The following is a 22,652-nucleotide window of genomic DNA, read 5'->3' as shown; positions in this document are numbered from 1 at the left end:
CCGTCGTCCGTCGATTGGTATACCATCACGGTACCCCATTCGATCGGAGACGTCCATGACCGCGCCCCAGTCCGTCCGCAGCAACCGGGCCGTCGTGCCCGCCGGCGCGTGGCGGATGCTCGGGCTCGGCCTCGCCGGGCAATCGGCGGGCTCGTTCCTCGTCAGTGCTCCGGCGTTCCTCATCCCGTACCTGCACGTCGAGCAGGGCGTTCCGCTCACCACCGCCGGCTGGCTGGCCGCCGCCCCGACGATCGGCATGGTGCTGACGCTGGTGGCCTGGGGTGCGCTCGCCGACCGGGTGGGGGAGCGTGGGGTGATCGCGGGCGGGCTCGCGCTCACGGCGGTGGCGGCGGGGCTCGCCGCGTTGGCCGCGTCGGTGCCGGGAGCGCTGGCGGCGCCGGGGCTCCTCGTGCTGTTCCTGGTGCTGGGCGGGGCTGCGTCGGCGAGCACCAACTCGGCGAGCGGGCGGGTCGTGGTGGGGTGGTTCCCGCGGGAGCGGCGTGGGCTCGCGATGGGCATCCGCCAGATGGCGCAGCCGCTCGGCACCGCCGTGGCCGCGCTCGTGGTGCCTCCGCTCGCCGCGACCGCGGGCTTCGCCGCGCCGCTCGCGCTCGCGGCGGTCGCGACGGGGCTCCTGGCGGTGGGGTGCGCCCTGGGCATCCGCAACCCGCCCCGCCCGGCCCCCGCGACCTCGCCGGCGTCGCCCGCGCCCGCAGTCGCGTCGACCGTCGGAAGCGCGACACCCGCACCCGCACCCGCACCCGCCGCACGAGCCGCCGCGACCGCGGGCGGCCGGGCCGCGAACCCGTACCGGCGGGACCGGTTCCTGGTGCGCATCCACGCGGTGTCGGTGCTGCTGGTGCTGCCGCAGTTCACCCTGTCGACGTTCGGGCTGGTGTGGCTGGTGGCGGGGCTCGGGGTGGAGCCGCTGCTCGCCGGTGTCGTGGTGTCGGTGTCGCAGTTCGTGGGGGCCGGCGGGCGCATCGCGATCGGCGCGCTGAGCGACCGGGTCGGCAGCCGGGTGCGCGTGCTCCGCGCGGTCTGCGTGGCGGGTATCGTGCTGCTCGCCGCGATGGCGCTGCTCGGCGGCCTTCACCTCACCATCGCGGCGGCCATCGTCTTCGTGCTGGCCACCACGGTCAGTGTGGCCGACAACGGCCTCGCCTTCACCTCGGTCGCCGAGGCCGCCGGATCCGCCTGGGCCGGCCGCGCGCTCGGTGTGCAGAACACGGGGCAGTTCCTCGCGGCCTCCGCGGTCGGCCCCGGCGTGGCCGCGCTGATCGCACTCGTCGGCTACCCGGTCGCGTTCGCGCTCATCGCCCTCGCGCCCCTCGCGGCGCTCCCCCTCGTGCCCCGCCGCGACGCGAACGCGTAACCCGATCCGGGTCGCACAAAAGCCGCCGAACGCGGGCGCGAAGGCGTTATTGCGCGACCCGGGCGAGCGGGCCCGCGAGCCCGCTGCGCTCAGGAGACGCTCGAGGACGGCGCCCAGAGGTTGATGTCGCGCTCCCCCGCGAGCTCGTCGATCCGCGCCAGCTCCTCCGGCGAGAACTCGAGGTTCTGCACCGCCGCGAGGTTGTCGTCGAGCTGCCCCACCGACGACGCCCCGATCAGCACACTGGTCACCCGCGGATCCCGCAGCGCCCACGACAGCGCCAGCTGCGCCAGCGTCTGCCCGCGCCCCGACGCGATCTCGTTCAAGCCGCGCACGCGCGAGAGCGTCTCGTCGCTGAGCATCCGTGTCGACATCGAGCCCTCGCGGGCCGCGCGCGAGTCGTCGGGCACCCCGTTCAGGTAGCGGTCGGTCAGCAGCCCCTGCGCGAGCGGCGAGAACGCGATGCAGCCCACCCCGAGCTCGTCGAGGGTGTCGAGCAGTCCGTCCTCGATCCAGCGGTTGAACATCGAGTACGAGGGCTGGTGGATCAGCAACGGCGTGCCCAGATCGCGAAGGATGCGCGCCGCCTCCCGCGTGCGCTCCGGTGAGTAGCTCGAGATGCCCGCGTACAGCGCGCGCCCCGACTGCACCGCCGTGTGCAGCGCGCCCATCGTCTCCTCGAGCGGCGTCTCGGGGTCGGCCCGGTGGGAGTAGAAGACGTCGACGTAGTCCACGCCCATCCGCGTGAGCGACTGGTCGAGCGAGGACAGCAGGTACTTGCGCGACCCCCAGTTGCCGTACGGCCCCGGCCACATGTCGTAGCCGGCCTTCGTCGACAGCACGATCTCGTCGCGGTGCGCCGCGAAGTCCTCGGCGAAGATGCGGCCGAAGTTCGTCTCGGCGCTGCCGTAGGGCGGCCCGTAGTTGTTCGCGAGGTCGAAATGCGTCACGCCGGTGTCGAACGCCCGCCGCAGGATCGCCCGCTGTGTCTCGATCGGCTTGTCGTCGCCGAAGTTCTGCCAGAGCCCCAGCGACACCGCGGGCAGCTGCAGCCCGCTGCGCCCCACGCGGCGGTAGGGGAACGACTCGTAGCGGTCAGGGTCGGCGACGTAGCTCATCCCCCCATCCTGCCCCGGTCCTCTCTCAGACGGGCACCCCTCCCACGTAGGTGGCGGTGACCCGCGCCGACGCCAGTGCGTCCGACGGCAGCGAGAAGAGGTCCTGGTCGACGATCGCGAGGTCGGCGAGGAAACCCGGCCGCAGCTGTCCGGTCGTGTCGCCGCGCCCGTTCGCGAACGCGCTGCCGGCCGTGTAGCCCGTGAGGGCGGTGGCGAGGTCGAGCAGGTCGACGGTTCCGCCGAGCGGTTCGGGGGCGGCGTCGAATCCGGTGCGGTTCACGGCGACATGGATGGCCGCGAGCGGGTCGGCCGTCGACACCGGCCAGTCGCTGCCGAAAGCGAGCGGCGCTCCCGCCCGCGCCAGCCGCCCGAAGGGATAGGTGCGCGACACCGCGCCCGGCGGCAGGATCGGCAGATTCAGGTCGCGCAGCTGCTCGTCGGTGCGCGCCCAGAACGCCTGCAGGTTCGCGATCGCCCCGAGCTCGGCGAACCGCGCGAAGTCGGCCGGGTCGACCAGCTGCAGATGCGCCAGCTGGTGTCGGCGAGCGGATGCGCGACCCGCACCCGCCCGGTCCAGCCCCTGCAGCGCATCCAGCGCCTGTGTCACCGCCCGGTCGCCGAGCGCGTGGAAGTGCACCGACAGACCGCGGGCGTCGAGCGCGGCGACGTACCCGCCGAGCGCCGCGGGGTCGATGAAGTCGATGCCCGACGACGGCGGATGCACCCCGTAGTGCCCGTGGATCGACGCCGTCTGGTTCTCGACGATGCCGTCGAGCATCATCTTCACGGTGTCGGCGACGAAGAGCGCCGGCTGCCCGAGCGCCGCCGCCTCGTCGCGCCGGGCGGCCAAGCGCTCGATCTGCGACTCATCCTCGGATCGCTCCCACCAGAGCGCGGCGGTGACGCGGGCGCGCAGCTCGCCCGACTCGAGCGCCGCCCGGTAGACCGGGAAGGCGTCGATGAACCCCATCCCCTCGCCGACGAGGGCGTCCTGCCAGCCCGTGATGCCGAGCGACAGCAGATGCTCCTGGGCGGTGAGCAGCCCGGCCCGGGCGAGCGCAGCATCCGGAACCGGCCGCACCCGGTCGAGCAGGCCGACCGCACCCTCGTGCAGGGTGCCCGACGGGGCGCCCGAGGCGTCGCGCTCGAGCCGGCCGTCGGCGGGGTCGGGGGTCGAGGCGGTGACACCGGCCAGGGCGAGGGCCGCCGTGTTCACCCACGCGCTGTGGTGGTCGCGACTGAGCAGCACGGCGGGGCGCCCGCCCGTCACCGCGTCGAGCGCCTCCCGGGTCGGGGCGCCGCCCGCGAAGTGGTCCATCGTCCAGCCGCCGCCCACGATCCACTCGTCGTCGTGCGCGGCCGCGTAGTCGCCCACCAGGCGCAGGGCCTCGGCCGCCGAGCCGGCCTCGGACAGGTCGCACTGCAGCATCTCGACCCCCGCGGGCACAGGATGCACGTGCGCATCCTGGAACCCGGGCACCACGAGCCCCCCGCCCACGTCGACGCGCGCGGCGCCCGCATCCGCCCGCGCCCCCACCTCGGACGCGTCGCCGACGGCCACGATCACCCCGTCGCGCACGAGCACCGAGCCCGCCCGGCTGCGCTCCATCCCCGCCGTGAAGACCGACCCGTTCTCGAACAGCACCTCAGCGCCCATGATCCACTCCGCCTTCCGCCCCGCCGACTATCGTTTTCCATCGTCTAGTGACACCATGGTTACTGAATCGTCATTCTGACACCACAAACACTGCGGAAAGAGTCGTGATGCCCCACCTGAACCGAGACGTCGTCGTCGTGGGGGCCGGCGCCACCGGGCTCACGGCCGCCACCGAGCTGAAGGAGGCCGGCTTCGACGTCATCGTGCTCGAGGCCCGCGACCGCGTGGGTGGCCGCCTGCACACCGACGAGATCGACGGGCAGATGTACGAGATCGGCGGCCAGTGGGTCTCGCCCGACCAGACCGCCCTGATCGACACGCTCCAGACCCTCGGCCTCGACACCTACGAGCGCTACCGCGAGGGCGAGAGCGTCTACATCGGCCCCGGCGGCGTGGCCGCGCGGTTCACGGGCGACATCTCCCCCGCCTCCGACTCCACGCAGGCCGAGCTCGAGCGCCTGATCGAGACCCTCGACGAGCTCGTCGCCCAGACCGACCCGGCCGCCCCGTGGGAGCACCCGCGCGCCGCCGAGTTCGACCGCATCTCGTTCCGCGCGTGGCTCGAGGCCCAGAGCGACGACGCCGAAGCGATCGAGAACATCGCCCTGTTCATCGCCGACGCCATGCTCACGAAGCCGGCGCACTCCTTCTCCCTGCTGCAGGCGCTGCTCATGGCGGCCTCCGCGGGCAGCTTCAGCCACCTGGTCGACGCCGACTTCATCCTCGACAAGCGGGTCGTCGGCGGCCTGCAGCAGGTGCCGTTGCGCCTCGCCGAGGGCCTCGGCGACGACGTGCGGCTCGGGCATCCGGTGCGCACCATCGAGTGGGGCGAGGGCGGTGTCACCGTGTCGACGGATGCGCTCACCGTCGCCGCGCGCCACGTGATCGTCGCCGTGCCCCCGAACCTCTACGACCGCATCGACTACGTGCCCCCGCTGCCGCGCCTGCGCCAGCAGCTGCAGCAGCACCAGTCGCTCGGGCTCGTGATCAAGGTGCACGCCAGCTACGAGACGCCGTTCTGGCGCGAGGCCGGGCTCTCGGGCACCGCCTTCAGCCCCTACCAGCTGGTGCACGAGGCCTACGACAACTCCAACCACGGCGAGACGCGGGGCACCCTGGTGGGCTTCGTCAGCGACCAGAAGGCGGATGCGCTGTTCCACCTCTCGGCCGTCGACCGCCGCCGCGCCGTCCTCGAGTCGCTCGCCGCGTACTACGGGCCGCAGGCCCTCGAGCCGGTCGTCTACTACGAGAGCGACTGGGCCGCCGAGGAGTGGACCCAGGGCGCCTACGCCGCGAGCTTCGACCTCGGTGGGCTGACGCGCTACGGGGCGTTGCAGCTCGAGCCCGTGGGCCCGATCCGGTTCGGGTCGAGCGACCTCGCGGCCGAGGGGTACCAGCACGTCGACGGCGCCATCCGGGTGGGCCGTCGGCTCGCGCGCGAGATCATCGAAGAAGCATCCGTCCCCACCGAAGGAGCATCAGCATGAGCCAGTACGCCGTCGTCAACCCGGCCACCGGGGAGACCCTGAGCGAGTACCCGACCATCACCGATGCCGCGCTCGAGGACGCTATCAGCGCCGCGTCGTCGGCCTTCGAGGACTGGTCGCGCCGCGCATCCGTCGCCGACCGGGCCGCCGTGATCGCCCGGGTCGCCGCGCTGCACGAGGAGCGCAAGGCGGCGCTCGCCGAGATCGTGGTGCGCGAGATGGGCAAGCCGCTCGACCAGGCCGTGGGCGAGGTGGAGTTCGCGAGCGCGATCTACCAGTACTACGCCGACCACGCCGAGGAGTTCCTCGCCGACGAGAAGATCGAGCTGAGCGACGGCACGGGGCAGGCCTTCATCCGCCGCGCCGGCCTCGGGGTGCTGCTCGGCATCATGCCGTGGAACTTCCCGTACTATCAAGTGGCCCGCTTCGCCGGCCCGAACATCGTGGCGGGCAACACCATCCTGCTGAAGCACGCCCCGCAGTGCCCCGAGTCGGCCGCCGCCATCGCCCAGATCTTCGACGAGGCGCTCGCCGAGCTGGGCGCGCACCCCTCGGTGTACGTGAACATCTACGCCACGAACGAGCAGATCGCGACCGTGATCGCCGACCCGCGCGTGCAGGGCGTCTCGGTCACCGGCTCCGAGCGGGCGGGCGCCGCGGTGGCGCAGCTGGCCGGGCAGAACCTGAAGAAGGTCGTGCTCGAGCTCGGCGGCTCCGACCCGTTCATCCTGCTCTCGACCGCCGACCTCGATGCCGCCGTGCAGGACGCGGTGAACGCCCGCCTCGACAACAACGGCCAGTCCTGCAACGCGGCGAAGCGCTTCATCGTCATCGACGACCTCTACGAGGAGTTCGCCGAGAAGTTCACCTCGGTGTTCACGGATGCGCAGCCCGCCGATCCCTTCGCCGAGGGCACGCTGCTCGGCCCGCTCTCCTCGACCGCCGCCGCCGACCGCCTCGAGGAGCAGCTCGGCCGCGCCATCTCGCAGGGCGCCACCGTGCTGGCGAAGGGCGAGCGCAGCGGCAACTACTTCCCGCCCGCCGTGCTCGCCGACGTGACCCCGTCGATGGACGCGTACCGCGAGGAGTTCTTCGGCCCGGTCGCCGCGCTCTACCGGGTCTCGTCGGAGGACGAGGCGATCGCTCTGGCGAACGACACCCCGTTCGGCCTCGGCTCATACGTCTACACCACCGACGAGGAGCAGGCGCTGCGGGTGGCCGACCGCATCGACGCCGGGATGGTGTGGGTGAACCTCGTGCTCGGCGACGCGGCGGAGCTGCCGTTCGGCGGCGTCAAGCGCTCGGGCTCGGGCCGCGAGATGGGCCGGTTCGCCGTGGAGGAGTTCGTCAACAAGAAGCTCATCCGCATCGCGTAGGGCCCGACGCCGCCTTGCACACTCGACTCCCGTAGGACAGACCCTGCGGGATCGGGTTTCGGGGCGCATGGTTGGGTATGGACAGAATTCACTACGTGGGCGATTCCGTCTTGACGGGCACCGAGATCGCCGAGGCGCTGCTTGATCTCGCCCGGGCTCTGGCCCGGGCACAGTCGGCGCAGACCATCGAGATCCCGACCCGGCTCGACGACGGTGCGCAGGGGCATTCGACGCTGCTCCTCGGTCCGGCGAGCCAGATGGTGTCCGACACCGAGGAGAGCCCGTACGACGAGATCGTCGACGACGAGCTCGTGCAGCGGCTGCGGGCGCAGGTCGACGATCTCGACGGGCGCGGGCGCATCGTGATGGCGGTGCCCGTGCCGGTCGACGGTGAGCAGGCCGTCGCTCTCGACCTCGACGGTCTGTACCCCGACCCGGCGCGGTTCCCGGGGGCGGATCGCGGGTAGGGCCCCGTTCTCGAGGGCCTACGGCAGGGCGATCACGAGGCCGCGACGCTCGGCCGCGATCTCGGAGGCCCCCGCGGTGACGGCCTGCGCGACCCGGGCGGCGAGGTCGGCGGCGACCGGCTGGGCGTCGGAGCCCGGCCAGACGACCGCCGTGATGTTCGGCGCCGGCGCCAGCGGCTGCGCGCCGACCACGAGGAACTGCCGCTCGGGTGCCGCTGCCGCCACCTGCTGCAGCGCGTCGAGCCCGGTCGGCCCCACCGTCACCACGACGTCGGGGTCGGAGTCGAGCGCGCGCTCGTAGATGGTGCCCGCGTTCGACGTCGCCCCCACGTCGAGCAGGGTGACGGATGCTGCGTTGGCGGTCGCGAGCTCGGTCACCGCCTGGCGCACGGCGTCGGCCTGCTCGACGCCGGCGCTCCCGTCTCCGGGCAGCACCACGACGAGCGCCAGCCCGGACGGCAGCACCGGAGCCTCGGGAGCGGCCACCGTCGGCGCCGGCTCGGGCGGCGTGGTGGCCGCCGGGGCGCTGGGCGCCGCCGAAGCGCTGGGGGTCTTGGTGTAGAGCACGTCGCCAGCGCCGGGCGAGCATCCGCTCATCGACGCCAGCAGCAGGCCTGCCAGCAAAGTGGCACCCGCGACCGGGGCGAATCGAAAGGGGGCGCGCCGGGTCGGGGCGCGCCGGGCGGGGGCGAGTCGGGCCGCCACCGCCTAGAGCTCGGTCTCGAAGGGCTCGGTGACGAGCAGGTCGGCGACCGACTCGAGCACCTCGTCGGGGCGGAACGGGTATTTGGCGATCTCGCTCTCGTCGCTGATGCCCGTCATCACGAGGATGGTGTGCAGGCCCGCCTCGATGCCGGCGACGACGTCGGTGTCCATGCGGTCGCCGATCATGCCGGTGTTCTCCGAGTGCGCGCCGATGCGGTTCATGGCCGAGCGGAACATCATCGGGTTCGGCTTGCCCACGATGTAGGGCTCCTTGCCGGTGGCCTTGGTGATGAGGGCGGCGATGGCGCCGGTCGCGGGCAGTGGCCCCTCGGTGCTCGGGCCGGTGGCGTCGGGGTTGGTGACGATGAAGCGCGAGCCGTTGCCGATCAGGCGGATCGCCTTCGTGATGGCCTCGAACGAGTAGTTGCGCGTCTCGCCCACGACGACGTAGTCGGGCGCGGTCTCGGTCATGATGAAGCCGGCCTCGTGCAGGGCCGTCGTGATGCCGGCCTCACCGATGACGAAGGCGCTGCCGCCCGGCATCTGGTCGGCGAGGAAGGTGGCGGTGGCGAGCGCGCTCGTCCAGATGAACTCCTCGGGCACCTCGAGGCCGCTCGCGCGCAGGCGGGCGCTGAGGTCGCGGGGCGTGAAGATGGAGTTGTTCGTGAGCACCAGGTAGGGCTTGCCCTGGTCGCGCCACTGCTGCAGCAGCTCGGCGGCGCCCGGGATGGGATGGTTCTCGTGCACGAGCACGCCGTCCATGTCGGTGAGCCAGCATTCGATCTCGTCGCGGCGGGGCATGCTCGTCCTTCCTTCGTCGTCACGCCCAGGCTAGCGCTCGCGCCTGGGCGTGGCCCACGGGCCTAGCATGAGCTGTGACCCGTATCCCTCCCGCGCTCGCGGGCCTCGTGCTGTCGATCGCCGTCCTCGGTGGGGTCTCCGGATGCGCGGGCGGCACTCCCGCCGCTGCGCCCTCCCCCTCCGCTCCGGCGGTCTCGTCGTCGCCCCGCCCGATCGAGCAGGTCGTGCCGCTCGACCCGGTGGCGCCGCTGCTGGTGCAGGCCGCCCGTGATCTCGTGGCGGGCACGGAGGGCTTCGCCCCCGGCGACGCGCGCACCGCCCTCCTGGCGGCCGCCGACCGCCTCGACGCCGACATCCAGGTCGTGCAGCTGTCGATGGCGGGCGGGCCCGCGGCCTCGCAGGCCACGCCCCCCGTCGACGAGGCGCTGCTCGCGACCCACACGGCCGAGCTGCTCGCGGCGGTCGGCGTCGTGCGCGACGGCGTCGTCGCCACCGCGACCCAGGTGGTCGACGTCGACGCCGCCCAGGCCGAGCAGCCCCTCCGCGACGCCCTCTTCCTCGCCATCCAGGCGCAGCAGTCGGCCCCGCCCACCGACGACACCCCGCGCCTCCTCCTCGAACTCGTGCAGCACACCCGCGCCGCGCAGGCCTCCCAGGCCGCCTACCTCGAGGAGCAGGCCCGCCTGGCGGCCGAGGCCGCCGCCGGTTCGTCCTCCTCGGGCGGCTCGTCCGACTACACCGGCTCGCTCGACCCCTCGGCGCCACTCGCACCTCCGTCGCCCCCGGCGTGGATCCTCGACCCGCCGAACCTCAACCTCCACTGCCCTCCTTATGGCGTCTGCTCCGACGGAACCTCCTGAACCCCTGACCGTGCCCCACCGCGATGCCGCCGTCTGGCAGGCTGGGGCGATGGACGAGCCCGTGGCTGCCGAGGTGTACGACGTCGTGCTGGTCGACAGGCTGGGCGGACCGCTGCAGCGGGCGGCGCGCTGGGGCGGCACGATCGTCGCCGGGCTCCTCGAGGGCAGCGGCATGGCCCCGGCCGTCTCGGAGTTGAGCATCCGCAGCGCGGGCGTCGAACTCCGCCGCGTCTCCGCGGTCGACCTCAACGAACTGGCCGACCTCCACGACCGCCTCCTCCTCCAGCTCGAGACGACCACCCCCGCCCAGTTCGCGGAGACCTGGAACCTCCCGACCCCCTGACGCTCGGCGGTCTGGCGCGCCGGCGGCTCGGCTGAGATCGCCCGCACCAGGCAGGAGACCTACGCAGCATTGATCGCTCGGTTCGAAGCCGAACTCAGAGGCAGCGGATCGCTCGCACTCGTCTTCATGGACGGCGATGGCAGTGACACGAGCTATCGGATGACCCACCGCGGACTGACGCTCGCCGACCGGCACGTCATCGAGGACGCGGTGCACCTCGACTCTCGCGATTCGCAGCTCGTCCAGATGGCGGATCTGGTCGCCTGGACCGCACTGGCGAGCATCGACCGGCATCCGCGGAACGAATTCGCGTGGCACTGGTACTCGCAGCATCTTGCCGAGCGCGACCCGCGGCGCGGCCCGGTGCCGATCTGAGGCTTAAACAGCTAGACCCCCTTGTCCGCATGAGCGGGGGGGTCTGCGAGAGGATTCTAACAGAGCCTCATCTTCGCCTCAAGCGCGGGCCGGGCCCGGCGGGCCGGGCTGGGCCGGGCGGGGCGAAGCGGGCCGGTCAGGCCTCGGCGATGGGGCGGTCGAAGATCTCCGGGCGCTCGACGTCGGGGTCGGGGCCGCTGCGGCGGCCCGTGTCGAGCGCGTCGATGCGGGCGAGCTCGTCGGGGGTGAGCTCGAAGTCGAAGACGTCGAAGTTCTCGGCGATGCGCAGGGGGTTCGTCGACTTCGGGATGGCCGAGCGGCCCTCCTGCAGATGCCAGCGCAGCATCACCTGCGCCGGGCTCTTGCCGTGCGCGGCGGCGATCGCGGCGATCGCCTCGTCGTCCATCACACTCACGCGATGCTCGCCCCAGCCGGGGTAGAAGGTGATGCCACCGATCGGGGACCAGGCCTGGGTGAGGATGCCCAGCCGCGCATCCGTCGCCTGCAATTCGGGCTGGGCGAAGTAGGGGTGCAGCTCGACCTGGTTCACCGCGGGCACCACCGAGCTCTCGGCGAGCAGCCGCTCGAGGTGCGCGGGGGTGAAGTTGCTGACGCCGATCGAGCGCACGCGGCCCTCGCCGAGCAGCGTCTCGAGGGCCCGGTAGGCGGCGACCGTGCGCTCGAACCGGCCCGGCGCGGGCTGGTGCAGGATGAGCAGGTCGAGCGTGTCGAAGCCGAGCTTGCCGGTCGCCTTCTCGAAGGCGTGCAGGGTCTCGTCGTAGCCGAAGTCGCTCACCCAGACCTTGGTCTCGACGAAGATCTCGTCGCGGTCGATCCCGGAATCGCGGATGCCCTGGCCGACCTCCCGCTCGTTGCGGTACGCCGCAGCGGTGTCGATGTGCCGGTATCCGGTGCGCAGCGCGGTCTGCACGGCCGCCGCGGTCTCGTCGGGGGCGCTCTGGTAGACGCCGAGCCCGATCGCGGGGATCTCGACGCCGTTGTTCAGGGTGAAGCTCGGAATGCTCATGCCCTCGACGCTACGCCGCCCGCCCCCGCCGCGCGCGCCCCCATCAGCCGCTCCAGCGCGGTCAGCTCGGCCATCACCTCCGAGGCCACGAAGGCCCGGTCGCGCTTGCGGTCGTTCAAAGGCGAGAGGATGCCCGACTCGACCAGCGCGAGCACGGCGTTGTTCGCCGCGGAGTAGCTCACGCCGAGCTCCTCTTCCACGGTTCCCGCCGTCACGACGGGGCGGGCGGGCAGCAGGTCGAGGAGGGCGTCGGCGGCCGAGCCCCGCCGGAACCCCGTGGTCGCGCGCCACTCCCGCGAGAGGTCGTTCAGCCGCTGGGGCAGCGGAAGGCAGGCGTCGGCCGCGATGCGGGCGGCGGTGGCGATGCCGTCGGCGATCGGCCGGACGTCGCCGTCGCGGTAGGAGGTGAGCAGGCCGTAGTAGCGGTCGCGATTGGCCGCCAGGGCCGAGGCGATCGGCACGACGACCGTGCGGGCGTTGCCCCGACGGCGCAGCACCGCCTGGATCAGGGCGCGCCCGATGCGTCCGTTGCCGTCGGTGAACGGGTGGATCGACTCGAACTGGGCGTGCACGACGGCGGCCTGCAGCAGGGGCGGCAGGTCGTCTCGGTGCGCGAAGGCGAGGAGATCGTCCATCAAGGGGGCGACGAGCTCGGGCGGGGGAGGGACGAAGAGTGCGTCGCGGGGGGAGTGATCGCTGCCCCCGATCCAGTTCTGCACGTCGCGGAACCGTCCGGCGTAGCTGCGCTCGCCCGGATCGTCGATCATGAGCGCCCGGTGCGCGGTGAGGATGCGATCGACCGTGAAGCGACCTCCCGGCTCGACCGAAGAGACGAGGTCGTGGATGGCCGCCGACGCCGCGACCATCGCCGTCGCCGACTCGTTCGCCCGGCTTCCCGCCATGGCCCGGGCGTAGTCCCCGACACCGGCCTCGAGGTGCTCGATCTTCGACGAGGCGACCGACTCGAGCCTTATGAGCATCATGCCGAGAGCGCCGACGGTCTGCCCGTCTGATGCCTGATCGAGGCGGGCGATCGCGTCGAGCGCCTCGATCTCGAGGGTGGTCGCTCCGCCTGGGATCTCGAGCGTCGCGATCGACGGGGGAATCGCCACCGTCACCTCGGAGAGCATGCGGTCGGCGCGGGTGCCGGCGCAACGACGCTGGGCCCACGGGACGGTGCGGCGGCGGTGCGGAGGCCAGTCCATGATCCCTCCAAGCCGAGATAGTGGCGTCGGTAGATGAGCTTAGCAGGCTTAACCTGCAATAACGGGGGCGTTATTGCAGGTTAGCAGTGCGGCAGGGTTTGGGTTGGGGGAACCTTAAGGGTTATAGTCAGAGCTACCTTTAGGGCGGTCGGAGGCGGCCGCGAGGGCGGCCGGTGGTGGTCGCGAGGGCGGCCGGTGGTGGCCGCGGGAGGCGGCCGGTGGTGGTCGCGGAGCGGGAGGCGTCGTGGGCGGGCATCCGGAGGGCATCGCGCTGGCCGTGTCGACGGTGATCTTCGCGCTGCGGCCCGACCAGCCCGACGCGGCACCCGGGCTCTGGCTGCCGCTGGTGCGGCGCATCCGTCCGCCCTACGAGGGCGACTGGGCGCTGCCCGGCGGTCCCCTGACGATCGACGAGGATCTCGAGGACGCCGCCGCCCGCACCCTCGGCGACACCACCGCCCTCGAACCCGGCTACCTCGAGCAGCTCTACGCCTTCGGCACCCTCGACCGCTCGCCCGAGGGCGCGAAGGACCGCGTCGTCTCCATCGTCTACTGGGCGCTGGTGAGCTCCGACGAGGTGGCCTCGAGCGTCGGCGCCAACCCCGAGAACGTCAGCTGGTTCTCGGTCGACGACCTGCCCGACCTCGCCTTCGACCACGACGTGATCATCGAGTACGCCCTCTGGCGCCTGCGCAACAAGGTGGAGTACAGCCGCATCGCGCACGCCTTCCTCGGCGACACCTTCACCCTCGCCGAACTGCGCGAGGTGCACGAGGCGGTGCTCGGGCGCTCGCTCGACCCGGCGAACTTCCGCCGGCAGATCGAATCGTCGAACTCGGTCGTGCCCACCGGCAAGCGGGTGCTCGGCACGAGTTACCGCCCCCCGCGCCTCTACCGCTACAACACCCAGGTGCCGCCCGTCGATCGCGGGCCGCTCGACCGCCTCCCCAGAAAGCCGCGCCCATGAACACCGCCGCGCCCTCGGCAGCACCCACGACGAAAGCCGCGCCCGTGACCACCGCAGCGCCCGCGATCACCCGAACCCTCTCCGTCGACGACGAGGTCCAGCTGATCACCGCCGGCACCCCCTCCGCGCCGGGCGCCGCCGCCAGCACCTGCGCCCCCGAGCTCGCCGAGGGCCCCTGGGTCTTCGACCTCCGGCCCCCCTCCTACGGCCCCGGCGCCTCGATGGCCGACCCGCTCCCCGCGGAGGCGCCCCGGCAGGGCCGGCTCCCGGAGGAGTACACGACGGCCGCGAAGAGCGAGCTCGACACGCGCATCCGTCGTGCCAAAGAGACCCTCGGCGCCGACGTCGTCGTGCTCGGCCACTTCTACCAGCGCGACGAGGTGGTGCAGTACGCCGATTTCGTGGGCGACTCATACCAGCTGGCGAACGCCGCGAAGACCAGGCCGGATGCTCGCGCCATCGTCTTCTGCGGCGTGCACTTCATGGCCGAGACCGCCGACATCCTCGCGCGGCCGGAGCAGGCGGTCATCCTGCCGAACCTCGCCGCCGGCTGCTCGATGGCCGACATGGCCGACATCGACTCGGTCGAAGAGGCCTGGGCGGAGCTGACCGAGCTCTACGGCACCGAACCCGACGCCGACGGCCGCGTGCCGATCATCCCGGTCACCTACATGAACTCGGCCGCCGACCTCAAGGGCTTCTGCGGCCGCAACGGCGGTATCGTCTGCACCTCGTCGAACGCGGCGACGGTGCTCGAGTGGGCGTTCGAGCGCGGGCAGCGCGTGCTCTTCTTCCCCGACCAGCACTTGGGTCGCAACACGGCGAAGGCGATGGGCGTGCCCGTCGAGCGGATGCCGATCTGGAACCCGCGGAAGCCCCTCGGCGGGCAGTCGGAGGACTCGCTCGTCGAGGCGCAGGTCATCCTCTGGAACGGATTCTGCTCGGTGCACAAGCGCTTCACGGTGGCGCAGATCGACCGCGCCCGGGCGTCGCATCCCGGGGTGCGGGTGATCGTGCATCCGGAGTGCCCCATGCCCGTGGTCGACGCGGCCGACGGTGCCGGCTCGACCGACTACATCGTCAAGGCCATCGCGGCCGCGCCCGCCGGCTCGACCTTCGCCATCGGCACCGAGATCAACCTCGTGCAGCGGCTGGCGAACGAGTACCCGCAGCACACGATCTTCTGCCTCGACGACGTGATCTGCCCGTGCTCGACGATGTACCGCATCCACCCGGGGTATCTCGCGTGGGTGCTCGAGTCGCTGGTCGACGGGGTGGTGCTGAACCAGATCTCGGTGCCGGCCGCCGTGGCCGAGCCGGCGCGGGTGGCGCTCGAGCGGATGCTCGCGGCGAAGCCATGACGACGGCTCGCGCGGGTGGCGCTCGAGCGGATGCTCGCGGCGAAGCCATGACGACGGCTCGCGCGGGGGCGCTTCTCTCCGGCTTCGCGGCCGGTCGTCGTCCGCGGGTGATCGTCGTGGGCAGCGGTGTCGCCGGCCTGGTGACGGCGCTCGAACTGGCGGACGTCGCCGAGGTCGTCGTCGTGACCAAGGGCGCAGTCGAGGATGGGAGCACCCGGTACGCCCAGGGCGGGATCGCGGCGGCCGTGATGCCGGGCGACTCCGTGGAGTCGCACGTCGCCGACACGCTGGCGGCCGGCGCCGGGCTCGGCGACCCGGAGGCGGTGCGGGTGCTGTGCGAGGAGGGGCCGGCGCGCATCCGGGACCTGATCGCGTGGGGCGTCGGGTTCGACCGGGCCGCCGGGGACTTCGACGCGGGGCTGGAGGGGGCGCACTCGCGGCGCCGCATCCTGCACGCGGGTGGGGACGCGACGGGGCTGGCGGTGGAGACGGCGCTCGTGGCGGCAGTTCGGGCGCAGGCGGTAAGGGTGCTCGAGCAGACGATGCTGGTGGAGCTGCTGACGGACGGCCCGAGCGGCACGGGGTCGGACGCCCGGGTCGTCGGAGTGCGGGTGATGCGCGACGGCGCGTTCGAGGAGGTGTGGGCCGACGCGGTCGTTCTGGCGAGCGGTGGGGTCGGGCAGCTGTACCCGTTCACGACGAATCCGGCGGTCTCGACGGGGGACGGCGTCGCCGCGGCACTGCGGGCCGGGGCGGTGCTGGCCGATGTGGAGTTCGTGCAGTTCCACCCGACGGCGCTCGCCGTGCCCGGCCCGCCCGCGGGGGTGGGGTCGACGCCGGGCGTGGGCGCGCCGGCGGGGGTGGGGTCGGGGGCGGCGGGGGTCGCGATGGCGTTGGTGTCGGAGGCGGTGCGGGGGGACGGCGCCGTGCTGCGCAACGTCGACGGGGCGCGGTTCCTCGTGCACGCGCATCCGCTCGCCGAGCTCGCCCCGCGCGACGTCGTGGCCCGGGCCATCGCCACCGAGATGCTCGCCACCGGCGCCCCCGTGCTGCTCGACGCGACCGGCGTCGATGACGTCGAGGCGCGCTTCCCGACGGTCACGGCGGCCTGCCGCGCGGCCGGCTACGACCTCGCCCGCGAGCCCGTGCCCGTCGCCCCCGCCGCCCACTACTGGATGGGCGGCATCGCCACCGACCACGACGGCCGCACCTCGCTCCCCGGTCTCGTCGCGGTCGGCGAGGCGGCCTGCACGGGGGTGCACGGCGCCAACCGCCTCGCGTCGAACTCCCTGCTCGAAGGCCTCGTGTTCGCGCATCGGGCCGCCGCCGCGCTGCGCGCCGAGTTCCATTCCGTCCGTGGCATGCGCTCGGCGGCCTGGTCGCCGCCGGCGGGGGATGTCGCTCCCTCCGCGCCGTCGACCGAGCCAACCCGCGCCGAACTTCAGGCTCTGATGTGGCGGCACGCCGGTCTCCTCCGCACGGCGGAGGGTCTGCTCGAGGCGCAGAGGGTGCTCGAGTCCTGGAGCATCGACACGTCCGGGGCCACGGACGTGCGGCGGCTCGAGACCGCGAACCTGCTGCAGCTCGCCCGAGTGGTGGTGAGCGCGGCGCTCGCCAGGGAGGAATCCCGCGGCGCTCACGCGCGAGCCGACTTCCCGTACCCGTCCACCCGATACGCCACCCCACACGGACTGAGGGAAGAGGTCGGTGCCTGATGCTCACCACCCAGATCATCGACGACGTCGTCGGCCGCGCACTCAACGAGGACGCGCCCTGGGGCGACCTCACCTCCGAGCTGCTCATTCCCGAAGAGGCATGGGTCACCGCCCGACTCGAGGCGCGGGAGCCGGGAGTGTTCAGCGGGGTCGCCGTGTGGGAGGCGACGATGCGACTGGTCGACCCGCGCATCCGCTCGGTGCCGCTCGTGCGCGACGGGGAGCGCTTCGCCGCCGGCGCCGTGCTGGCCACGGTCGACGGGCCCGCGCGGGGCATCCTGCGGGCCGAGCGGGTGGCCCTCAACTTGGTGCAGCGGATGAGCGCCATCGCCACCGAGACCGCCCGCTACGTCGTTGCAGTCGCCGGCACCGGCGCGCGGATCGTCGATACCCGCAAGACGACGCCCGGCCTCCGCGCCCTCGAGCGGGCGGCCGTGCGGGCGGGCGGCGGGCACAACCATCGCTTCTCGCTCTCGGACGCGGTGCTCGCGAAGGACAACCACCTCGCGGTGCTGGCGCAGCGGCACGGAGGCGACGTCACGGCTGCGATCCGCGCCGTGCGGGCGCAGCTCTCGCACACCACCCACCTCGAGGTCGAGGTCGACCGGATCGACCAGATCGAGCCGGTGCTCGCGGGCGGGGTCGACACGATCCTGCTCGACAACTTCACGCTCGACGAGCTGCGCGCGGGGGTCGCGCTGGTGGCGGGGCGGGCCCTCGTCGACGCGAGCGGCGGGGTGACCCTCGACACCGTCGCCGACATCGCGCGCACCGGGGTCGACCTGATCTCGGTCGGGGCGCTCACGCACTCGGTGCGCGCCCTCGACTTCGGTCTCGACGTCGACCTCGACGCCGCCCCGGGTCTCGACACCGACGTCGATCACTCCCTCGACACCGACCGCGAGACCCCGTGATCCACCTCGACGCCGCCGCCACCACGCCGGTGCGGCGCGAAGTGCTCGAGGCGATGTGGCCGTACCTCACCGGCGAGTTCGGCAACCCGTCCAGCCATCACGCCCTGGGCGATGCCGCGGCCCGGGCGCTGCGGGCGGCGCGGGCCACGGTGGCGGAGTGGTTCGGCTGCCGCGCGGCGGACGTCGTCTTCACCTCGGGCGGCACCGAGGGCGCCAACCTCGCGGTGAAGGGGCTCGCGCTCGGGAGCCCCCGGGGCCGGCACGTCGTGCTGAGTGCCATCGAGCATCCGGCGGTCGTCGAGTCGGTCGACCACCTGCGGAGGCTGCACGGCTTCGAGGTCACGGTCGTGCCCGTCGACTCGGCGGGGCTGGTCGACCCCGCCGCGTTCGCCGCCGCGCTGCGGGACGACACCACGCTCGCCACGGTGATGCTCGCGAACAACGAGATCGGCACGGTGCAGCCCGTGACCGAGCTCGCGGCGATCGCGCACGCCCGGGGTGCGCTGTTCCACACGGATGCGGTGCAGGCCGCCGGCTGGCTCGACCTGCGCCTCGACCGGCTCGGCGCCGATGCCGTGAGCATCTCGGGCCACAAGCTCGGTGCCCCCAAGGGCATCGGGGCGGTGGCGGTGCGCGGTCGCCTCCCGCTCGAGCCGGTGCTGCACGGCGGCGGCCAGGAGCGCGGTCGCCGCTCCGGCACCGAGAACGTGGCCTTCGCGGTCGGGCTGGCGCGCGCCGTCGAGCTCGCCGAGCCGGGTCGGGTCGCGGCGGCCGCGCGCGCCACAGCGCTCCGCGACGAGTTCGTCGGCGAGGTGCTGCGGCGGGTCGACGGGGCGGTGCTGACCGGGCATCCGGATGCCCGCCTGCCCTCGATCGCCTCGTTCTGCTTCCCGGGCACGGCCGGCGAGGCGGTGCTGCTCGGCCTCGAGGAACGCGGGGTGACCGTCTCGAGCGGATCGGCCTGCGCGGCCGGCAGCGACGAGCCGTCTCCCGTGCTGCTGGCCATCGGACTCGACCCGGCCGTCGCCCGCACGGCCGTGCGCTTCGCCTTCGGCCACGACGTGACGGCCGCCGACCTCGGCACCGCCGTGCAGGCGCTCGAGGCGACCCTGGCGTCCCTCGCGACGCTGCGCTGACCGCGCCGGTCTTGGCCCAGCGGCCCCGCGGCGCCCGGCCGGAGGCCGTGTGAGCGCTGGGGTTCTGCCGGTCGAGGTGACGGGAGGCCTCCGGAGGGCGGAGGATAGTCGGGTGAAGATCCTCTCGATTCAGTCGGCCGTGGCCTACGGGCACGTCGGCAACTCCGCGGCCGTGTTCCCCCTCCAGCGCATCGGGGTGGAGGTGCTGCCCGTCTACACGGTGAACTTCTCGAACCACACGGGGTACGGCGCCTGGCGTGGGCCGCTGATCTCGCCCGAGGACGTGCACGACGTGATCGTCGGCATCGAGGAGCGCGGCGTGCTGTCGGAGATCGACGTGGTGCTGTCGGGGTACCAGGGCGGCGTGGGCATCGGCGACGTGATCGTCGACGCGGTGCAGCGCGTCAAGGCCGCGAACCCGTCGGCCGTGTACGCGTGCGACCCGGTGATGGGCAACGCGAAGTCGGGCTGCTTCGTCGCACCCGAGATCCCCGATCTGCTGCGCGACCGCGTCGTGCCGGTGGCCGACATCATCACCCCGAACCAGTTCGAGCTCGGCTTCCTCACCGGCACCGAGCCCGGCTCGATCGAGTCGACCCTCGCCTCGGCCGACCTCGCCCGCGCGATGGGGCCGTCGACCGTGCTCGTCACGAGCGTCGAGCGCCCCGACCGCGCGCCCGACACCATCGAGATGCTCGTCGTCGACGACGCCGGGGCCTGGATCGTGCAGACCCCGCTGCTGCCGTTCAAGGCGAACGGCTCCGGAGACGTCACGGCGGCGCTGTTCACGGCGCACTACCGCTCGACGGGGTCGGCGGCGACGGCGCTGGAGCGCACGGTCTCGAGCGTCTTCGACCTGATCGAGACCACCCACCGCTCGGGGCGGCGGGAGCTGCAGCTGGTCGAGGCGCAGGAGTTCTACGCGCATCCGCGACTGCAGTTCACGGCCGAGCAGGTGCGCTGAGGCGGCTCCTGAGCAGGTGCGCTGAGGCGGCTCCCGAAGCAGGTGCGCTGAGGCGGCTCGCCCGGTCAGTCGTGCGGGCGCGAGCGATCCCGGAAGGCCGCCCGATAGCCGCTCGGGCTCGTGCCGTTGATCGCGCGGAACTGCCGTGAGAAGTAGAACGCGTCCTCGTACCCCACGGCCCGCCCGATGTCGGCCACCGTCGCCTCCGTCGTGATCAGCAGCTCCCGCGCCCGGGCGCTGCGGAGGCGCTTGTGGTACTCCACGACGCCCATCCCCGAGGCCTGGCGGAACCGGGCCGAGAAGTGCGAGGTGCTGAGCCCTGCGATGGCGGCGAGCTCGGCCACGCCGGTCGTGGTCTCGAGGTTCTCCCGCAGGTAGTCCTGCGCCGCGAGGATCGGGTCGCCCGCCTGATTCGCGCCCCGCGCCCGATCGGCGGCGAGCTGGGCGAGCAGACCCCAGGCGGCACCCGAGGCCGACACGAGGCTCGCCACCGTTTCGTCCCGCTCCAGCGAGACGAGGGCGTGCTCCAGGGCCGACTTCGCGGCGTAGGGGTCGTGCACCTGCAGCACGGGCGCGAAGTCGTCCGAAGGCCGGGTGATGGCCGCCGCGAGGTCGTCGGCGTCGCCGCCGGTCACGTGCATCCACCAGATCGTCCAGGGGTCGCGCGGATCGGCACGGTAGCGGTGCGGTTCGCCGCGCGGTATGACGGCGACCACGCCCGGTGCCATCGGATGCTCGTCACCCCGCACCTCGAGCCGGCCGGCCCCTCCGGTGCAGAGGATGACCACCACCTCCTCCGCGCCCCGGGGCCGATCGCGGCCGTGCGCCGCGGCGTGGGGGAAATGGCCGGCGTCGGTCACGAGCATCCGCCTCGTGATCGGAGCCGCCAGCGCCTCGGCGACCCGGGGCCTCGGAAGCACCCGCAGTCGCTGCCCGGGGAAGCCGTCGCGGATCAGCACGGGCCTCAGCTTAGAACCGGCGCAGCCCCACCCACGCCGAGCCCCGCCCGCGTGATTCCGGGCCCTGCGGGCCGTGCGCGGTGGCGAAGCGCGGTCAACACATCCACGCAACGCCGGTGAAACAGGCGCGTCCTACTCTTCCAGCGTGACCTTCTCTCCCGCCTCCCGGGCCTCCGTGGTGATCTTCTCGGGGCCTCGCGCCACCATCCAGAACAGTGCGGCTCTGCGCACCAGCCAGTCCGTGCGACAGGCGCGCGGGCTCGCCGGCGCCGACGAGAGCCTGCCGGAGTCGTTGCGTGCGCAGCGGCTGGCGGCGCCGGTCACCGCCTACGTCGAGGCGTTCTCCGCGCATCCGCTCGAGAAGGACGCCCGGGAGCTCTACGGCCCCGTCGACGGCTGGCTCGACCCGGCGACCGGTGAGTTCAGCGCGACCGAGCACGACGGCTGGACGCCCGTGTACGAGGTGACGCTCGACCCGGCGAAGGGGCCGTTCCCGTTGCCCTACGCGGCCACGCAGGCGAACGGCGAGCCCTGGGACGGGCCGTTCGACGACGCCGGCACCGCCCGGCAGCTGTTCTACCCCGACGCCTCGCGCATCGTGGCCGAGATCGACCGCTTCGGCCTCGACGGCTACGGCGGCAACAACCTGATGAGCGGCGTGGCCGACTTCGACTTCGTGCGCGCCGCGCCCTCCGGCGGCTACACGAAGGGGCAGCCCGCGGCCGAGCGCACCGACACCGCGCGCCGCGGCACCGAGCCGGGCGACCTGCCGCCCGAGGTGCTGGGCGAGGACTTCTTCCCGTACATGCCGATGCGCCAGGAGCCCGCGCTGCCCACGCTGGCCTCGCTCACCAACATCGTCTACGACACGCTCACCGGCGGAGACTACGACGGCGCCATCTGGCTCGAGGGCAGCCCCACCACCGAGGAGACCGTCTACTGGCTCAACCTCCTCATCCCGACCCGCCGCCCGTTGATCGGCAACTGCTCGCAGTACGGCCACGGCGTCTTCGGCAACGACGGCGACCACAACCTCGTGCAGTCGGTCAACTACATCGCGTCGGGCGTCTGGGCCGACGAGCACGGCGACGACCGGGTCGGTGCGGTGATGATCCAGAACGGCCAGATCTTCACCAGCCGCGAGGTGCAGAAGGCGGATGCGCGTCCCGGCGGCTACATCGCCTACGGCGGCCACGGCGGCATCGTGGGCAACACCGTCGAGGACCCGGTGCTCTCCTTCGTGCCGGTCGCCCGCCACACCTCCACCTCGGTGCTGCGCCTCGACCGGCTCCCGGATGCGGTGCCCGGCCTCCACGGCGACGCCGTCGTGACCCGAGACGACGCCGGTCACCTCCGCCCCGAGGCGATGCCGAAGGTGACCATCGCCCGCTACGTCAACTACGGGCAGGACGACTTCAGCGACAGCGCCGACAGCGAGGTCGAGATCCTGGCCCGGATCGAGAAGAACCTGCGCGACCACCCGCTCTCCGGTCTGGTGGCCGAGGGCTCCGCGCCGTACGGCGGTGTCTACGAGTCCATGCGGGCGGCGCTGCTGAAGGGCGTCTTCCGAGGGATGCCCGTGGTGGCGGTCGGCCGCGGCGGTGGCGGCTACGCGTTCGGGCAGTCGACGATCGGCGGCCTGTTCATCCGCGGCAGCAACCTCTCGGCACCGAAGGCCCGCATCCTGCTGATGGCCTGCCTGCTCAAATTCGGTGCGCTGCCGCTGCCCGCCGACCCGGAGGCGCCGACCCCGGCCGAGCTCGACGCCATCCGTGCCGCGGTGGCCGGGTACCAGACCGTCTTCGACACCCACTAGCCGCGCCACCCCCGCAGAACAGGA

General features: G+C 72.8%; 21 protein-coding genes. 14 read left to right on the top strand and 7 right to left on the bottom strand.

The features are described from left to right. Positions 1–55 precede the first annotated feature (55 nt). Positions 56–1,375, top strand: coding sequence for an MFS transporter (locus NVV95_RS06975; protein ID WP_259485814.1), 1,320 nt, complete (start codon positions 56–58; stop codon positions 1,373–1,375). 89 nt (positions 1,376–1,464) lie between these two features. Here the strand turns inward: NVV95_RS06975 and mgrA are convergent, their stop codons facing one another. After that, positions 1,465–2,493 carry an L-glyceraldehyde 3-phosphate reductase gene (gene mgrA / locus NVV95_RS06970; protein WP_259485813.1) on the bottom strand — a complete coding sequence of 343 codons (1,029 nt, stop codon included), beginning with the start codon at positions 2,491–2,493 and terminating at the stop codon, positions 1,465–1,467. 25 nt (positions 2,494–2,518) lie between these two features. Beyond that, positions 2,519–4,150, bottom strand: a complete 1,632-nt coding sequence (locus NVV95_RS06965; protein WP_259485812.1) for an amidohydrolase — start codon at positions 4,148–4,150, stop codon at positions 2,519–2,521. A 62-nt stretch (positions 4,151–4,212) separates the two neighbouring features. On the opposite strand from NVV95_RS06965, the gene NVV95_RS06960 reads away from it, so the two are divergent. From NVV95_RS06960 to NVV95_RS06950, 3 genes are all read left to right on the top strand, one after another. Further along, positions 4,213–5,637 (top strand): flavin monoamine oxidase family protein, encoded by a 1,425-nt coding sequence (locus NVV95_RS06960; protein ID WP_269909036.1) that lies wholly within the window; start codon positions 4,213–4,215, stop codon positions 5,635–5,637. Next, a complete protein-coding gene (locus tag NVV95_RS06955; RefSeq protein ID WP_259485810.1) occupies positions 5,634–7,013 on the top strand; it encodes an NAD-dependent succinate-semialdehyde dehydrogenase in 1,380 nt (459 codons plus the stop codon). The genes NVV95_RS06960 and NVV95_RS06955 overlap by 4 nt, the downstream gene beginning before the upstream one ends. 95 nt (positions 7,014–7,108) lie before the next feature. Then, positions 7,109–7,480, top strand: coding sequence for a hypothetical protein (locus NVV95_RS06950; protein WP_259485809.1), 372 nt, complete (start codon positions 7,109–7,111; stop codon positions 7,478–7,480). An 18-nt stretch (positions 7,481–7,498) separates the two neighbouring features. Here NVV95_RS06950 and NVV95_RS06945 read toward each other — a convergent pair whose 3' ends face one another. Both NVV95_RS06945 and NVV95_RS06940 read right to left on the bottom strand, forming a co-directional pair. Next, complete coding sequence (locus NVV95_RS06945; protein ID WP_259485808.1) at positions 7,499–8,104, bottom strand: type 1 periplasmic-binding domain-containing protein; 606 nt, start codon at positions 8,102–8,104, stop codon at positions 7,499–7,501. An 84-nt stretch (positions 8,105–8,188) separates the two neighbouring features. Continuing rightward, positions 8,189–8,986 carry an HAD-IIA family hydrolase gene (locus tag NVV95_RS06940; protein WP_259485807.1) on the bottom strand — a complete coding sequence of 266 codons (798 nt, stop codon included), beginning with the start codon at positions 8,984–8,986 and terminating at the stop codon, positions 8,189–8,191. A gap of 74 nt (positions 8,987–9,060) precedes the next feature. On the opposite strand from NVV95_RS06940, the gene NVV95_RS06935 reads away from it, so the two are divergent. The 3 genes from NVV95_RS06935 (at position 9,061) to NVV95_RS06925 (ending at position 10,564) form a co-directional block, all read left to right on the top strand. Further along, complete coding sequence (locus tag NVV95_RS06935) at positions 9,061–9,846, top strand: hypothetical protein (RefSeq protein ID WP_259485806.1); 786 nt, start codon at positions 9,061–9,063, stop codon at positions 9,844–9,846. 49 nt (positions 9,847–9,895) lie between these two features. Further along, positions 9,896–10,189, top strand: a complete 294-nt coding sequence (locus NVV95_RS06930; RefSeq protein ID WP_259485805.1) for a hypothetical protein — start codon at positions 9,896–9,898, stop codon at positions 10,187–10,189. A 69-nt stretch (positions 10,190–10,258) separates the two neighbouring features. Next, positions 10,259–10,564: a DUF3800 domain-containing protein gene (locus NVV95_RS06925; protein ID WP_259485804.1), complete on the top strand. Its 306-nt coding sequence runs from the start codon at positions 10,259–10,261 to the stop codon at positions 10,562–10,564. A gap of 136 nt (positions 10,565–10,700) precedes the next feature. Here the strand turns inward: NVV95_RS06925 and NVV95_RS06920 are convergent, their stop codons facing one another. Next, complete coding sequence (locus tag NVV95_RS06920) at positions 10,701–11,591, bottom strand: aldo/keto reductase (protein WP_259485803.1); 891 nt, start codon at positions 11,589–11,591, stop codon at positions 10,701–10,703. After that, on the bottom strand, positions 11,588–12,796 hold the full coding sequence (locus NVV95_RS06915) for a Fic family protein (protein WP_259485802.1): 1,209 nt from the start codon (positions 12,794–12,796) through the stop codon (positions 11,588–11,590). The genes NVV95_RS06920 and NVV95_RS06915 overlap by 4 nt, the downstream gene beginning before the upstream one ends. Positions 12,797–13,040: 244 nt before the next feature. On the opposite strand from NVV95_RS06915, the gene NVV95_RS06910 reads away from it, so the two are divergent. The 6 genes from NVV95_RS06910 to pdxY all read left to right on the top strand — a co-directional run bounded on the left by NVV95_RS06910 (position 13,041) and on the right by pdxY (position 19,853). Beyond that, positions 13,041–13,763 carry an NUDIX hydrolase gene (locus NVV95_RS06910; protein ID WP_259485801.1) on the top strand — a complete coding sequence of 241 codons (723 nt, stop codon included), beginning with the start codon at positions 13,041–13,043 and terminating at the stop codon, positions 13,761–13,763. Positions 13,764–13,807: 44 nt separating this feature from the next. Continuing rightward, positions 13,808–15,124: a quinolinate synthase NadA gene (nadA, locus tag NVV95_RS06905; RefSeq protein WP_269909035.1), complete on the top strand. Its 1,317-nt coding sequence runs from the start codon at positions 13,808–13,810 to the stop codon at positions 15,122–15,124. Between the two features lie 47 nt (positions 15,125–15,171). Next, entirely contained in the window at positions 15,172–16,839 is a 1,668-nt protein-coding gene (locus NVV95_RS06900) for an L-aspartate oxidase (protein WP_259485800.1), read from the top strand. Further along, positions 16,839–17,753: a carboxylating nicotinate-nucleotide diphosphorylase gene (gene nadC, locus NVV95_RS06895; protein WP_259485799.1), complete on the top strand. Its 915-nt coding sequence runs from the start codon at positions 16,839–16,841 to the stop codon at positions 17,751–17,753. Before NVV95_RS06900 ends, nadC begins: the two co-directional genes overlap by 1 nt. Then, positions 17,750–18,889, top strand: a complete 1,140-nt coding sequence (locus NVV95_RS06890) for a cysteine desulfurase family protein (RefSeq protein ID WP_259485798.1) — start codon at positions 17,750–17,752, stop codon at positions 18,887–18,889. The genes nadC and NVV95_RS06890 overlap by 4 nt, the downstream gene beginning before the upstream one ends. 112 nt (positions 18,890–19,001) lie before the next feature. Next, the gene (gene pdxY, locus NVV95_RS06885) at positions 19,002–19,853 is read left to right on the top strand and encodes a pyridoxal kinase PdxY (RefSeq protein WP_259485797.1); all 852 of its coding nucleotides are present in this window, start codon (positions 19,002–19,004) and stop codon (positions 19,851–19,853) included. A 65-nt stretch (positions 19,854–19,918) separates the two neighbouring features. On the opposite strand, the gene NVV95_RS06880 is transcribed toward pdxY, so the two are convergent. Further along, on the bottom strand, positions 19,919–20,812 hold the full coding sequence (locus NVV95_RS06880) for an AraC family transcriptional regulator (protein ID WP_259485796.1): 894 nt from the start codon (positions 20,810–20,812) through the stop codon (positions 19,919–19,921). A gap of 145 nt (positions 20,813–20,957) precedes the next feature. Between NVV95_RS06880 and NVV95_RS06875 the strand changes: the two genes are divergently transcribed. Beyond that, positions 20,958–22,628 carry an asparaginase domain-containing protein gene (locus tag NVV95_RS06875; RefSeq protein ID WP_259485795.1) on the top strand — a complete coding sequence of 557 codons (1,671 nt, stop codon included), beginning with the start codon at positions 20,958–20,960 and terminating at the stop codon, positions 22,626–22,628. Positions 22,629–22,652 lie beyond the last annotated feature (24 nt).

It is taken from the genome of Herbiconiux gentiana (genome assembly GCF_024978135.1).
In the GTDB taxonomy this organism is placed as follows: domain Bacteria; phylum Actinomycetota; class Actinomycetes; order Actinomycetales; family Microbacteriaceae; genus Herbiconiux; species Herbiconiux gentiana.
The sequence above is the reverse complement of the archived record's forward strand: the minus strand, read 5'-3'. Positions and strand labels throughout refer to the sequence as shown.